At 69.2% G+C, this 13,653-nt stretch carries 15 protein-coding genes; 14 read left to right on the top strand and 1 reads right to left on the bottom strand.

Annotated elements, in window-relative coordinates:
* Positions 1-49: 49 nt before the first annotated feature.
* A complete protein-coding gene (locus tag AB0I88_RS39640; protein ID WP_361037164.1) occupies positions 50-1,501 on the bottom strand; it encodes an SDR family oxidoreductase in 1,452 nt (483 codons plus the stop codon).
* 81 nt (positions 1,502-1,582) lie between these two features.
* On the opposite strand from AB0I88_RS39640, the gene glyA reads away from it, so the two are divergent.
* The 14 genes from glyA to AB0I88_RS39710 all read left to right on the top strand — a co-directional run bounded on the left by glyA (position 1,583) and on the right by AB0I88_RS39710 (position 13,477).
* On the top strand, positions 1,583-2,893 hold the full coding sequence (glyA, locus tag AB0I88_RS39645) for a serine hydroxymethyltransferase (protein WP_361037166.1): 1,311 nt from the start codon (positions 1,583-1,585) through the stop codon (positions 2,891-2,893).
* A gap of 143 nt (positions 2,894-3,036) precedes the next feature.
* A complete protein-coding gene (locus tag AB0I88_RS39650) occupies positions 3,037-3,459 on the top strand; it encodes a hypothetical protein (protein ID WP_361037168.1) in 423 nt (140 codons plus the stop codon).
* A gap of 286 nt (positions 3,460-3,745) precedes the next feature.
* Positions 3,746-3,928 (top strand): hypothetical protein, encoded by a 183-nt coding sequence (locus AB0I88_RS39655; RefSeq protein ID WP_361037170.1) that lies wholly within the window; start codon positions 3,746-3,748, stop codon positions 3,926-3,928.
* Entirely contained in the window at positions 3,925-4,710 is a 786-nt protein-coding gene (gene atpB / locus AB0I88_RS39660; RefSeq protein WP_361037189.1) for a F0F1 ATP synthase subunit A, read from the top strand. Before AB0I88_RS39655 ends, atpB begins: the two co-directional genes overlap by 4 nt.
* A gap of 158 nt (positions 4,711-4,868) precedes the next feature.
* Complete coding sequence (locus AB0I88_RS39665) at positions 4,869-5,105, top strand: ATP synthase F0 subunit C (protein WP_183216792.1); 237 nt, start codon at positions 4,869-4,871, stop codon at positions 5,103-5,105.
* A 25-nt stretch (positions 5,106-5,130) separates the two neighbouring features.
* Positions 5,131-5,682 (top strand): F0F1 ATP synthase subunit B, encoded by a 552-nt coding sequence (locus tag AB0I88_RS39670; protein WP_361037173.1) that lies wholly within the window; start codon positions 5,131-5,133, stop codon positions 5,680-5,682.
* Positions 5,682-6,503 carry a F0F1 ATP synthase subunit delta gene (locus AB0I88_RS39675; RefSeq protein WP_361037175.1) on the top strand — a complete coding sequence of 274 codons (822 nt, stop codon included), beginning with the start codon at positions 5,682-5,684 and terminating at the stop codon, positions 6,501-6,503. The genes AB0I88_RS39670 and AB0I88_RS39675 overlap by 1 nt, the downstream gene beginning before the upstream one ends.
* 75 nt (positions 6,504-6,578) lie before the next feature.
* Positions 6,579-8,144 carry a F0F1 ATP synthase subunit alpha gene (gene atpA / locus AB0I88_RS39680; protein WP_361037177.1) on the top strand — a complete coding sequence of 522 codons (1,566 nt, stop codon included), beginning with the start codon at positions 6,579-6,581 and terminating at the stop codon, positions 8,142-8,144.
* A gap of 2 nt (positions 8,145-8,146) precedes the next feature.
* Entirely contained in the window at positions 8,147-9,076 is a 930-nt protein-coding gene (locus AB0I88_RS39685; protein ID WP_361037179.1) for a F0F1 ATP synthase subunit gamma, read from the top strand.
* Entirely contained in the window at positions 9,073-10,518 is a 1,446-nt protein-coding gene (gene atpD, locus AB0I88_RS39690; protein ID WP_361037181.1) for a F0F1 ATP synthase subunit beta, read from the top strand. Before AB0I88_RS39685 ends, atpD begins: the two co-directional genes overlap by 4 nt.
* Before the next feature lie 243 nt (positions 10,519-10,761).
* Complete coding sequence (locus AB0I88_RS39695) at positions 10,762-11,817, top strand: LCP family protein (protein ID WP_361037191.1); 1,056 nt, start codon at positions 10,762-10,764, stop codon at positions 11,815-11,817.
* Positions 11,818-11,896: 79 nt separating this feature from the next.
* Positions 11,897-12,178 carry a F0F1 ATP synthase subunit epsilon gene (locus tag AB0I88_RS39700; protein ID WP_361037183.1) on the top strand — a complete coding sequence of 94 codons (282 nt, stop codon included), beginning with the start codon at positions 11,897-11,899 and terminating at the stop codon, positions 12,176-12,178.
* An 8-nt stretch (positions 12,179-12,186) separates the two neighbouring features.
* Positions 12,187-12,654 (top strand): DUF2550 domain-containing protein, encoded by a 468-nt coding sequence (locus AB0I88_RS39705; RefSeq protein WP_361037185.1) that lies wholly within the window; start codon positions 12,187-12,189, stop codon positions 12,652-12,654.
* Between the two features lie 25 nt (positions 12,655-12,679).
* Positions 12,680-13,477 (top strand): PhzF family phenazine biosynthesis protein, encoded by a 798-nt coding sequence (locus AB0I88_RS39710; RefSeq protein WP_361037187.1) that lies wholly within the window; start codon positions 12,680-12,682, stop codon positions 13,475-13,477.
* The last annotated feature ends 176 nt before the right edge of the window (positions 13,478-13,653 follow it).

Below are 13,653 nucleotides of genomic sequence, written 5' to 3' on the forward strand. Positions count from 1 at the left end.
TGGATTTCGGGCGCGCTCCGCGCCCGAAATCCACACACCGGTTGTGGGCTCAGCGTGTCTCGGCGGTCCGGGTGATGTTGCGGGCCATGCCGTTGAAGACGATGCCGTGGAAGGGCAGCACCGACGCCCAGTAGAGGTGCCCGGCCAGCCCGCGCGGCAGGAAGACGGCCCGCTGCCGGTAGACGCTGCCGCCGTCCGGCCCGGGCACGGCCCGCATCTCCAGCCACGCCCGGCCCGGCACCCGCATCTCGGCGCGCAGCCGCAGCAGCGACCCGGGTTCGATCTCCTCGACCCGCCACCAGTCCAGTGCCTCGCCGACCCGCAGCCGGTGCCGGTCGCGGCGGCCCCGGCGCAGCCCGACGCCGCCGGCCAGCCGGTCCAGCCAGCCGCGCACCGACCAGGCCAGCGGGAACGAGTACCAGCCGTTCTCGCCACCGACGCCCTCGATGACCCGCCACAGCCGGTCGGGTGAGGCGTTCACCGGCCGGCACCGTTCGTCGACGTAGACGCTGCCGCCGGACCAGTCCGGATCGCTGGGCAGCGGCTCGGCGGCGGCGTCCCGGCCGGCCGCGCTGGACCAGCGGGTCTCCACCTCGGCGTCGCGGATCCGGCCGAGGGCCAGGCGTACCGCCTCGTCGAAGCCCAGCGGCGCGGGTCCGGGCAGCAGCGTGGCCAGGTCGTTCTCGTGGGCCACCGCCTCGTGGACCAGACTCGCGACCAGCGGGCGGGCGATGGCGTTCGGCACCGGGGTGATCAGGCCGACCCAGTGCGCGGACAGCCACGGGCTGAGCAGGCGGACCGGCAGGATGACGCGACGGGGGAGCCCGGCCACCCGGGCGTACCGTTGCATCATCTCCCGGTAGGTCAGCACGTCGGCGCCGCCGATGTCGAAGCCGCGGCTGACCTCGGGCGCAAGCGTCGCGGCGCCGATCAGGTAGCGCAGCACGTCCCGTACCGCGATGGGCTGGATCCGGTTCTCGACCCATCGTGGCGTGACCATGGCGGGCAGGCGCTCGGTCAGATGGCGCAGCATCTCGAAGGACGCCGAACCCGATCCGATGATCACCGCCGCCCGCAGCACCACCGTCGGCACCCCGCTGTCCATCAGGATGCGGGCCACCTCGGCCCGGGAGCGCAGGTGGGCGGAGGGTCGCTTGCCGGAGGGCGGCTCCGGGCCGCCGAGATAGACGATCCGGCGTACGCCGGCCGCGCGCGCCGCCGTCGCGAAGTTGTGGGCGGCCTCCCGGTCGAGACGTTCGAAGTCCCGCCGCCCGAGCGAGTGGACCAGGAAGTACGCCACGTCGACGCCCTCGAAGGCGGCGGCCAGCGAGTCCGGGTCGTTCAGGTCGGCCTCGGCGACGCCGACCCGGTCCGCCCACGGGACGTCGCGGAGCCGGCCGGCGCTGCGGGAGAGGCAGCGGACCTGATGCCCGGCGTCGAGCAGTCGCGGGGCGAGACGTCCGCCGATGTATCCGGTGGCTCCGGTGACCAAGCACAGCATGACTGCACAGTGTGCCCACGAAGCGACCCTCCGAAGCAATATGCTCGTGAACCGGCAGGCCCTTCGACTCGGGAGGCCAGGGTGGGCACCTTCTGGGGGCCGGACTTCGCGGCACTGGAGCGTGAGGATCCGGAGATCGCCGCCGTGCTCGTGGACGAGGTGGTCCGTCAGCGGGGCACTCTCCAGTTGATCGCGAGCGAGAGTTTCGCCTCTCCGGCCGTGCTCACCGCGCTCGGGTCGACGCTCGCCAACAAGTACGCCGAGGGCTACCCCGGCCAGCGCTACTACGGCGGCTGCGGGCAGGTGGACCGGGCCGAGCGGCTGGCCGTGGAGCGGGCGAAGGATCTGTTCGTGGCGGAGCACGCCAACGTCCAGCCGCACTCCGGCACGTCAGCGAACCTGGCGGCGTACGCGGCGCTGGCCGAGCCGGGCGACGTGGTGCTGGCCATGGGCCTGCCGTACGGCGGGCACCTCACCCACGGCAGCAAGGCCAGCTTCTCCGGCAAGTGGTTCCATCCGATCGCGTACCGGGTGGCGCCGGAGACCGAGGAGATCGACTACGACGAGGTGCGGGAGCTGGCCCTCGCGCACCGGCCCAAGCTGATCATCTGCGGGGCCACCTGCTATCCCCGTCTGATCGACTTCGTCCGGTTCCGGGAGATCGCCGACGAGGTCGGGGCGTACCTGATGGTCGACGCGGCGCACTTCATCGGGCTGGTGGCGGGCCGGGCGGTGCCGTCGCCGGTGCCGTACGCGGACGTGGTCACCGGCACCACCCACAAGGCGCTGCGCGGCCCGCGCGGCGGCATGATCCTCTGCCGGGCCGAGCTGGCTCAGCGGATCGACAAGGCGGTCTTCCCGTTCGCGCAGGGTGGGCCGATGATGCACGCGGTGGCGGCGAAGGCGGTCGCCTTCCGCGAGGCGGGCACACCCGCCTTCCGGGGGTACGCGAACCAGACGGTCCGTAACGCGCGGGCGCTCTGCGCCGGGCTCGCCGCCGAGGGGATGCGCCCGGTCACCGGCGGCACCGACACCCACCTGGGGGTGCTCGATCTGCGCGAGCTGGGCATCACCGGCGCGGAGGCGGAGGCGCGCTGCGCGCGGGCCGGGATCGCCCTGAACAAGAACCCGGTCCCGTACGATCCGCTGCGTCCCGCCGTGGCGTCGGGTGTCCGGGTCGGCACGCCCAGCGTCACGGCCCAGGGCATGAGGGAGAACGAGATGCGGCGGATCGCCGGTCTGATCGGCCGGGTGATGCGCGACGGCACGGAGACCGACGCCGGCGTGGCGGTGATCCGGGAGACGGCGGCCGCGGTGCGCGAGCTCGTCGGCGGCTTTCCGCCCTATCCGCTCGACACGGAATCGGCGATCGATTCCGCGCCGGCACGTTGAGTCGCAACCGCGATCCAATTCGGGGAGGATTTCCGGAGACCGCGCCTTAACGAGCGATAACCGGTGGTCGATGTGCGGCCGGGGTGATCCGGGCGCGGTGATAGCGTTGCCCGCTGCCACAGTGTCCGGTGGAGGGAGTCGTGGTGAGTCAGGCGCCGATCGAGGAACGACCTGCCGCGCCGGCGGACCCGGGCTGGCGGATCGAGCACCTGCCGCTGCTCTCCGCGGTCTCGATGGCGTTGCTTCTGTGCGCCGCCTCGGCCGGCTTCCTCACCGGTGGACCGGAGCACGCGCTGGGCGCGGCGGCCGGCGTGCTCATCGTGACCATCAGTTACACGATGTCCACCCTGGTCATCGCCTGGGCGGACACGGTCCGGCCGGCTTTGCTGATGCCGCTCGGAATGCTCACCTACGTGGTGAAATACTCCTTGCTGGGAGTCATCCTGGCGATCGGCGTGAACATCGCCTGGCCCGGGTGGACCGCCCTCGGCTGGGGCATCGTCGCCGCCGTGGTGGTCTGGACCGGTGTGCAGGCCTGGTGGGTGCACCGGCGGGTCGTTCGGTAGTGACCTAGGGCCCTACGTAAGCCCAGGTCGGCGATGTGAAGATGGCAGCAGGCCACGATCCGGTGACCCCTGCGGCTGTGCCGTGTTCTGATTTGGCGCGACAGGAGTACCGTGTCCAGTCAGTTGCGAGACCCCTGACGCCTGGACAACTACGGTTGTGCGGGGGGTCCCGCTTAGCTGTGCGCTTCCTGCTGATATCGTTCGGGCCGTCATGACCGGCCAGAAACCTTCCCCCGAATCTCGCGGTGACGACGGTTCGAACCCGCCTCCTGACTCAGGTGCGGGCATGACCGCTCTGTCGTATCTCATCGCCGGGATTCTGTCCTGGGGCGGGATCGGCTGGCTTGTCGACCACTACGTCGGAACCACGGGCATCTTCGCCGGAATCGGCGCCGTTCTCGGGGTCGCCGGCGCTGTGTACCTCATCGTGCGCCGTGTCTCGGCGCCTGACAGGAAAGGGCCATGGTGATCGGTCAGTCGACGGTCCTCGCGGCGGCATTCCCGCCCGATGTCGAGGACTTCTACCTGCCCAGCATCCTGCCGTGGGGCGCCCACGACGCCTACTGGTTCACCAAGATCACGGTGCTGGTCTGGGTGGCCGTCGCGGGGATCATCATCTTCTTCCTGGCGTCGTACCGGAAGCCGCAGCTGGTTCCCACCAAGAAGCAGTGGATCGCCGAGAGCATCTACGGCTTCGTGCGGAACAACATCGCGGTCGACATGATCGGCCCGCAGGGTGTGCGCTTCGCGCCGTACCTGACGACGCTCTTCATGTTCATCCTGGTCAACAACTTCTTCGGCATCGTTCCGCTGGTGCAGATCTCGCCGATGTCGCACATCGCCTTCCCGGCGGTCCTCGCGGCGATCAGCTACGTGTTGTTCATCTGGGTCGGTATCAAGAAGCACGGCCTGGCGTACTTCGTGCACGCGGTCAAGCCGAACGCTCCGGTGGGCATCCTGCCGCTGCTGATCCCGATCGAGATCTTCTCCAACTTCCTCGTGCGGCCCTTCTCGCTGGCGGTTCGTCTCTTCGCCAACATGTTCGCGGGTCACATGCTGCTGCTGGTGTTCACGCTCGGTGGCTTCGCGATGATCAGCGCGAACGCCTGGCTCGCCCCGGTCTCCGTGCTGTCCTGGGCCCTCACCATCGCGATCACCTTCCTCGAGTTCATGGTGATCTGCCTGCAGGCCTACGTCTTCACGGTGCTGACCGCGAGCTACGTGCAGGGTTCGCTCGCCGACGAGCACTGAGTGAGGTTTTTCGCGGCCTACCTTGACAAGCGGATGCAGCGAGGTGAGACCCCAGGGTCTCCACCGCCGCGAACAAATCTCATAAGTACCTGATCTTCAAGTAGCACCCCGTTGTCGTCCCGCGTGACAGTCACGCGAGATACCAGGAGGAATTGGTAATGGAGATTCTGGCCAGCCTTACCGGCAGCACCGCCGCCATCGGTTACGGCCTCGCCGCCATCGGCCCCGGCATCGGTGTCGGTCTGGTCTTCTCGGCCTACATCCAGTCGACCGCCCGCCAGCCGGAGTCGTCCCGCCTGACCCTGCCGTTCGTCTGGATCGGCTTCGCCGTGATCGAGGCGCTCGCGCTCCTCGGCATCGCGTTCGGTTTCATCTGGCAGGGCACCGGACTCTGATCTCAACCTCGACTAGGAGGTTTCCATGATCGACCTTTACCTGGCCGCGGCCACGGAAGAGGGTGCCGCCGAGCACAACCCGATCCTTCCCATCTGGGAAGAGATCTTGGTCGGTACGGTCGCCTTCGCGGTGCTCTGCTTCGTCCTGATGAAGTTCGTCTTCCCGGTGATGGAGAAGACTTTCCAGGCGCGGGTGGACGCGATCGAGGGCGGCATCAAGCGCGCCGAGACCGCTCAGGCCGAGGCGAACCAGCTGCTCGAGCAGTACAAGGCGCAGCTCGCCGAGGCGCGGACCGAGGCAGCTCGCATCCGCGACGAGGCCCGGGCCGACGCCGAGGGCATCCGGCAGGATGTGCTGGCCAAGGCTCGCGAGGAGTCGGACCGCATCATCGCGGCCGGCAACGAGCAGCTCGCCGCCCAGCGGGAGTCCATCGTCCGGGAGCTCCGGTCCGAGGTCGGCACGCTCGCGGTCGACCTGGCCAGCAAGATCGTCGGTGAGGCTCTCGCCGACGAGGCCCGTACCCGTGGCACCGTCGAGCGGTTCATCGCCGACCTCGACACGGCGGGACAGCGCTGATGGCGTCGAGCGTAAGCCGCGAGGCCTACGGCGAGGCGTCGGACCGGCTCGTCGCGGGCACCGCGACGGCCACGGCTCCGCAGCTGGCGACGGTTGCCGACGAGATCCTGTCGGTGGCCGGCCTGCTGCGGGCCCAGCCCCGGCTGCGCCGTGCGCTGACCGACCCGTCGCGGCCCGGTTCCGACCGTGCCGACCTGGTCGCCTCGCTGCTGTCCGGCAAGGTCTCGGAGACCACCGTGAACGCGGTGTCCGCCCTGGTGGCGGGCCGTTTCTCGCGTCCGGCCGAGCTTCTCGACGCCACCGAGCGGCTGGGCGTGGACGCCCTGCTCGCCTCGGCGGACCGTGAGGGCAAGCTGGCCGACGTGGAGGACGAACTGTTCCGGTTCGGCCAGATCGTCTCGGGCGACTCCAGCCTGGCGGTCACGCTGAGTGACGCCAGTGCTCCGGTCGAGCGGCGCGTTAAGCTGGTTCAGGACTTGCTCAAGGGCAAGGTGCACGTGGCCACCGGCCGCCTCGTCGAGGTGGCGCTGACCGGCTTCGGTGGCCGGGGCTTCCAGGCCTCGCTGGCCCGGCTCGTCGAGGCGACCGCCGCGAAGCGGGACCGCGAGGTGGCGTATGTGACGGTTGCCAAGCCGCTCACCGACGCCGACGAGCAGTCGCTGGCCGCGAAGCTGTCCGCCCTCTACGGCCGCGAGGTCTCGCTGAAGGTGGACGTGGACCCGTCGATTCTCGGCGGTGTCAGCGTCCGGGTCGGCTCCGATCTCTACGACGGCACGGTCCTGCGCAAGCTGAACCAGGCCAAGCAGGCGTTCGCTAGATAGTCCGTTCCCCTCGATTTCCATCGAGAAGCCCCCTCGGCGGCGGTGACGCTCCGAGCTAGACAGAGAAGGCAGAGGATGGCCGAGCTGACCATCTCCTCGGACGAGATCCGGGGGGCGCTAGAGCGCTACGTCTCGTCCGCCACGTCGTCCGATCTCACGCGTGAAGAGGTCGGCATCGTTTCGGACGCCGGCGACGGCATCGCGCACGTCGAGGGCCTGCCCTCGACGATGGCGAACGAACTGCTCGAGTTCGCCGACGGCACCCTGGGCGTCGCCCTGAACCTCGACGTCCGCGAGATCGGCGCCGTGATCCTGGGCGACTTCGCGAAGATCGAAGAGGGGCAGCCGGTCAAGCGTACCGGCCGCGTCCTCTCCGTCCCGGTGGGCGACGCCTTCCTGGGCCGCGTGGTCGACGCCCTGGGCAACCCGATCGACGGCCACGGCGAGATCGCGAACGAGGGTTTCCGCGAGCTGGAGCTGCAGGCGCCGAACGTCATGGCCCGCCAGCCCGTGAAGCAGCCGCTGCAGACCGGCATCAAGGCGATCGACGCCATGACGCCGATCGGCCGTGGCCAGCGCCAGCTGATCATCGGTGACCGTAAGACCGGTAAGACCACGGTCGCGATCGACACGATCATCAACCAGAAGGCGAACTGGGACTCCGGCGACCCGGAGAAGCAGGTTCGCTGCATCTACGTGGCGATCGGCCAGAAGGCCTCCACCATCGCCAGCATCCGGGGCACCCTGGAGGCGCAGGGCGCGCTGCAGTACACGACGATCGTCGCGGCTCCGGCGTCCGACCCGGCCGGCTTCAAGTACATCGCCCCGTACACCGGCTCCTCCATCGGCCAGCACTGGATGTACAACGGCAAGCACGTCCTGATCGTCTTCGACGACCTGACGAAGCAGGCCGAGGCGTACCGCGCCGTGTCGCTGCTGCTGCGCCGCCCGCCGGGCCGTGAGGCGTACCCGGGTGACGTCTTCTACCTGCACTCCCGCCTGCTGGAGCGCTGCGCCAAGCTCTCCAACGAGCTGGGTGGCGGCTCGATGACCGGTCTGCCGATCATCGAGACCAAGGCCAACGACATCTCGGCCTACATCCCGACCAACGTGATCTCGATCACCGACGGCCAGATCTTCCTCGAGTCCGACCTGTTCGCCTCCGGCGTGCGCCCGGCCATCAACGTCGGCACCTCGGTGTCCCGCGTGGGTGGTTCGGCACAGGTCAAGGCGATGCGGACGGTTTCCGGCCGACTGCGTCTCGACCTGGCCCAGTTCCGTGAGCTGGAGGCCTTCTCGGCCTTCGCCTCCGACCTGGACAAGGCGTCGCGTGCCCAGCTCGAGAAGGGCGTCCGTCTGGTCGAGCTGCTCAAGCAGCCGCAGTACTCGCCGTACTCGACGGTCGACCAGGTCATCTCGATCTGGTCCGGCACCACCGGTCAGCTCGACGACATCCCGGTCGGTGAGGTGCGCCGCTTCGAGCAGGAGTTCCTGCAGTGGTTCAAGCAGCACAACAGCGAGGTCTACACCGCGATCGAGTCGACGAACCTGCTGAGCGACGACAACGTCGAGAGCCTGAAGGCCGGCGTCGTCGAGTTCAAGAAGGTCTTCCAGAGCGGCTCGACCGAGAGCGGTAGCTAGTCATGGCCGGTCAGGTACAGGCGCTGCGGCGGCGTATCCGAACCGTCAAGTCGACCAAGAAGATCGCCAAGGCGCAGGAGCTGGTCGCCACCAGCCGGATCGCCAAGGCGCAGGAGCGGGTGCACGCCTCCCGGCCGTACGCGGAGGCGATCACCAAGGTCCTCGGCGCCCTGGCGACCAACGCTTCGGTCGACAACCCCCTGCTGGTCGCGCGGGAGCGCGTCCAGCGGGCGGGTGTCCTGCTGATCACCAGTGACCGGGGCCTGGCCGGCGCCTACAACGCCAACGCCATTCGTACCGCCGAGCAGCTGATCGCTCAGCTGAAGTCGGAGGGCAAGGACGTGGCGATGTACATCGTGGGCCGCAAGGGCGTCGGGTACTTCAAGTTCCGCAACCGGCCGGTGGCCGCGAGCTGGACCGGCTTCTCCGAGCGCCCGTCGTTCGCCGACGCCAAGCGCATCGGTGACGCCCTGATCGAGGCGTTCGCGGCCGGATCGGACGCGGACGGCACGTTCGGCCCGGAGAACATCGAGGGCGTCGACGAGCTGCACATCGTGAGCACCGAGTTCAAGTCTCTGATGACGCAGACCGCCAACGCGAAGCCTCTCGCACCGGTGCAGGTCGAGCAGCAGGACGAGAAGTCCTCCGAGCTCAAGGCGGCCTACGAGTTCGAGCCGGAGGCCGACGAACTGCTCGAGGCTCTGCTGCCGAAGTACCTCAACACCCGCCTTTACTCGGCGTTGCTGGACTCGGCGGCCAGCGAGTCGGCGTCGCGCCGGCGGGCGATGAAGAGCGCGTCGGACAACGCCGACGACCTCCTCAAGCGGTACACGCGCGAGATGAACTCCGCGCGGCAGGCTGCGATCACCCAGGAAATCAGTGAGATCGTCGGCGGCGCCAACGCGCTGGCCGCGGCGGGAAGTGATGTGTGATGACTGCTGTTGCTGAGCCCATTAAGGCGGAGACCGCTGTCGGCCGCGTCGTCCGGGTCATCGGCCCGGTCGTCGACGTCGAGTTTCCCCGTGACGCGATGCCCGCGATCTTCAACGCGCTGCACGTTGAGGTCACCCTCTCCGGCGGCACGAAGAAGCTGACCATGGAGGTCGCCCAGCACCTGGGTGACAACCTGCTCCGCGCCATCTCGATGCAGCCGACCGACGGCCTGGTCCGCGGCTCCGCGGTCGTCGACACCGGTGCGCCGATCTCGGTGCCGGTCGGTGACGTGACCAAGGGCCACGTGTTCAACGCCCTCGGCGAGGTCCTCAACGTCGACCCGTCGACGCTGGACATCCAGGAGCGCTGGTCGATCCACCGCAAGCCCCCGGCGTTCGCGGACCTCGAGCCGAAGACCGAGATGCTGGAGACCGGCATCAAGGTGCTCGACCTGCTCGCGCCGTACGTGCGTGGTGGCAAGATCGGCCTGTTCGGCGGCGCGGGCGTGGGCAAGACGGTGCTCATCCAGGAGATGATCATCCGGGTGGCCCGCAACTTCGGTGGCACCTCGGTGTTCGCCGGCGTCGGCGAGCGCACCCGTGAGGGCAACGACCTCATCCTGGAGATGGAGGAGGGTGGCGTTCTCGACAAGACCGCCCTCGTCTTCGGCCAGATGGACGAGCCGCCGGGCACCCGTCTGCGGGTCGCCCTGACCGCCCTGACCATGGCGGAGTACTTCCGGGACGTCCAGAACCAGGAGGTGCTGCTCTTCATCGACAACATCTTCCGGTTCACCCAGGCCGGTTCCGAGGTCTCCACCCTGCTCGGCCGTATGCCGTCGGCCGTGGGTTACCAGCCCACTCTGGCTGACGAGATGGGTGAGCTGCAGGAGCGGATCACCTCGGTGCGGGGCAAGGCCATCACCTCGCTCCAGGCGATCTACGTGCCCGCCGACGACTACACCGACCCGGCGCCGGCCACCACGTTCGCCCACCTGGACGCGACCACGAACCTCGAGCGGTCGATCTCCGACAAGGGCATCTACCCGGCCGTGGACCCGCTGGCCTCCAGCTCGCGTATCCTCGCGCCCGAGTTCGTCGGCGCCGAGCACTACGCGGTCGCCCGCGAGGTGCAGCGGATCCTGCAGAAGTACAAGGACCTGCAGGACATCATCGCCATCCTCGGTATGGACGAGCTCTCCGAGGAGGACAAGGTCACGGTCGCCCGGGCCCGTCGTATCGAGCGGTTCCTGTCGCAGAACACCTACGCGGCGGAGCAGTTCACCGGCGTCCCCGGCTCGACGGTCCCGCTCAAGGAGACCATCGAGGCCTTCAAGAAGATCGCCGAGGGTGAGTACGACAACTTCCCGGAGCAGGCCTTCTTCATGTGCGGTGGCCTCGAGGACCTCGAGAAGAACGCGCACGAGCTGATGAAGGGCTGATCCAGCCCGTAAGCAGTGGGGCCGCGCCGGCGTTACGCCGGCGCGGCTTCGCGCTTTCCGGGGATTTCCGGTCCGCCGCCGTCATCCGGCCGCGCGGGTATGCTTGGCCGCGCATTCGCTTGATCCCGTGGCCCGTCCGGGGTCTCCGGACGGCAAGAGTGGGGAATCCGCGTGGCAAAGTCCTCCCAAGGCCGGCGTGCGCCGCTGTGGGCCCGTCTCTGTGCCGGCGCCGGCTGCGTGCTCATGACGGTCAGCGGTGGTGTGCTCGTCTCCGGGCAGGCGCTGCTCGCCAGGTACAGCGGGAAGATCGACGCTCCCGGCACCCTGATCGGCGACCCGGCCCCGGGCGCCACCAAGGAGCCCGCCGACATCAAGGGCCCGATCGACATCCTGCTCGCCGGCATCGACCCGCGCGACGACTCGCAGGCCCCGCGCTCCGACTCGATCATCGTGGCGCACATCCCGGCGACCATGGATCAGGTGTTCCTCTTCTCCATCCCCCGGGATCTGTACGTGGAGATTCCCGCCTTCGACAAGACCGGCTTCAACGGCACCACCGCGAAGATCAACTCGGCGATGTCGTTCGGCAGCGCGGTCGGCGGCGGCAAGCACGACGTCGGGCAGGGCTTCCAACTGCTCGCCGAGACGGTCGGCGGCGTCACCGGGATCCGCGACTTCGACGCCGGCGCGATCATCAACTTCGGCGGCTTCAAGAAGATCGTCGAGGCGATGGGCGGCGTCACCATGACGATCGACCAGACCGTGAAGTCCGAGCACCTTCAACCCGACGGCAAGACCCGGCCCAAGAGCGCGGGCTGTGCCGCCGGCGGTTGCGACCATCCGTACGTCGGTCCGCAGAAGATCTACAAGAAGGGCACCTACCACCTCCAGGCGTGGGAGGCGCTGGACTACGTGCGCCAGCGGTACGGCCTGCCCAACGGTGACTACGACCGGCAGCGGCATCAGCAGCAGTTCATCAAGGCGATGGCCGAACAGGCGATGAGCAAGGACGTGGTGACCGACCCCACCAAGCTGCTCAAGGTGCTCGACGCGGCCGGCGGCTCGCTCACCTTCGACGGTGGCGGCAACAGCGTCGTCGACTGGGGCATGGCTCTGCAGGGCATCAACACCGGGGACATGACGCTGGTCAAGCTGCCCGGAGGTGGGCTGTTCGACAACGGGAGATACCTCGGCGAACAGCTGAGCCCGTCCACCGGCGAGTTCTTCCAGGCGGTGCGGGAAGACCGGATCGGCGCGTTCCTGCTCGATCACCCGGAGTACGCCGCCGCCGACGGCTGACCTGCCACCCCGTACCACGGCGGCGTTCGTCGCCGATTAGACTTCACCCAACCGGATCGCAGCGTAAAAGGGAGACAGCGTGGCCAACCAGCTGCACGTCGAGGTCGTCGCCGTCGAGGAGAAGGTCTGGGTCGGCGAGGCCGAGATGCTCGTCGCGCGCACCACCGAGGGTGAGATCGGTGTGCTCCCCGGTCACTCCCCGCTGCTGGGTCTGCTGAAAGAGCCCTCCCAGGTCCGGGTCAAGCTCGCCGGTGGCGAGCAGCTGACCTACGACGTGGCCGGTGGCTTCCTCTCCATCGACGCCAACGGCGTCACGGTGCTGGCCGAGAGCGCCACGCCCGCCACGCCCGAGTCGCACTGACTCCGCCGATGCGGATTCTGGAGATCGCCGGAATCTGCGTCGTCGCGCTGCTCGCGTTCTTCTTCGCGATCTTCTTCCGCCGCCGCCTGCTCATGGTCGGCGGCGGAACCATTCGTCTCCAGGTGCGCATCAACACGATCGTGCCCGGCCGGGGCTGGTCGCCCGGGCTCGGCCAGTTCGTCGGCGACGAGCTCCGGTTCCACCGCATGTTCAGCCTGGCGATCCGCCCCAAGCGGGTCCTCGACCGCCGTGGCCTCACGGTGGAGGAGCGCCGCCTGCCGACCGGCCCGGAGCGTCTCACCATGCCGGGGCACTGGGTGGTCCTGCGCTGCCGCACCACCTCGGCCGACCTCGAGATCGCCATGGCCGAGACCACGGTGACCGGCTTCCTCTCCTGGCTCGAGGCGGGCCCACCCCGAGACCCGGGAAGCCTGCGCGGCCGACCGGTCTTCGGCCCCCGTCCCATGGAGAGCTGAGCACGGAGTCCGTAACGTCGGCGGCATGCGAATCCGAATCGTCGACGCCTTCACCGACCGCCCGTACTCCGGGGCGCCCGCCGGTGTGATGATCCTGGACGGCGAGGCCTTCCCGTTCGATGAGTGGATGCTCCAGGTCGCGGCCGAGGTCAACCACGCCGAGACGGCCTTCGCCCACCCGCTGCCGCCCGGCTCCGGCGCCGACTGGGCGCTGCGCTGGTTCACCCCGGCCGTCGAAGTGGACCTGTGCGGCCACGCCACCCTGGCCGTCACCCACACGCTGAATCCGGCCGGCCCGCTCCGCTACCGCACCCGCAGCGGCATCCTCACCGCCTCGGCGGCCCCGGACGGGCTGATCACCCTCGACTTCCCGACCGCCCCGCTGAGCCCACGCCCCGTCGACCCGGCGCTGGCCGCCGCGCTCGGGACGGAAATCGTCTCCGTGCACCACACCGGCCCGTTCACCGACGACCTGCTGGCCGAGGTGGCCGACGAGAAGACGGTCCGGGCCGTCGCGCCCGACCTGCGCGAGGTGGCCCGGCTGAGCCGCCGCGGCGTGATCGTGACGGCGGCCTCCGACGACCCGGCCCACGACTTCGTGTCCCGCTTCTTCGGCCCGGCCGTAGGGGTCGACGAGGACCCGGTCACCGGCAGCGCACACACCGCGCTGGCCCCGTTCTGGGCGTCCCGCCTCGACCGTGCCGACCTGATCGGATACCAGGCCTCCCGCCGCGGCGGCACGGTCCGGGTCGGCCTGCGCGGCGACCGTACCCTTCTGAGCGGCCACGCCGTCACCACGATCGACGGCGACCTCAAAGCCTGAGAACCATGATTTCGTACGGGCGGCGCAGCCCCCGGCCACAACGGCGGCCGCCCCGCCGGCTCACCGCGATGAGCTGCCCACTCACGCCCGTGCCGCGCCCGCCGGGCTGAGATCGGTGGTCGCCGCCCGCTCCGCGATGCGGCCGGGTGTGTGGAGTTCGGGCGCGCATCGCGCCC

The organism is Actinoplanes sp. NPDC049802 (assembly GCF_040656595.1).
Classification (GTDB): Bacteria; Actinomycetota; Actinomycetes; order Mycobacteriales; family Micromonosporaceae; genus Actinoplanes.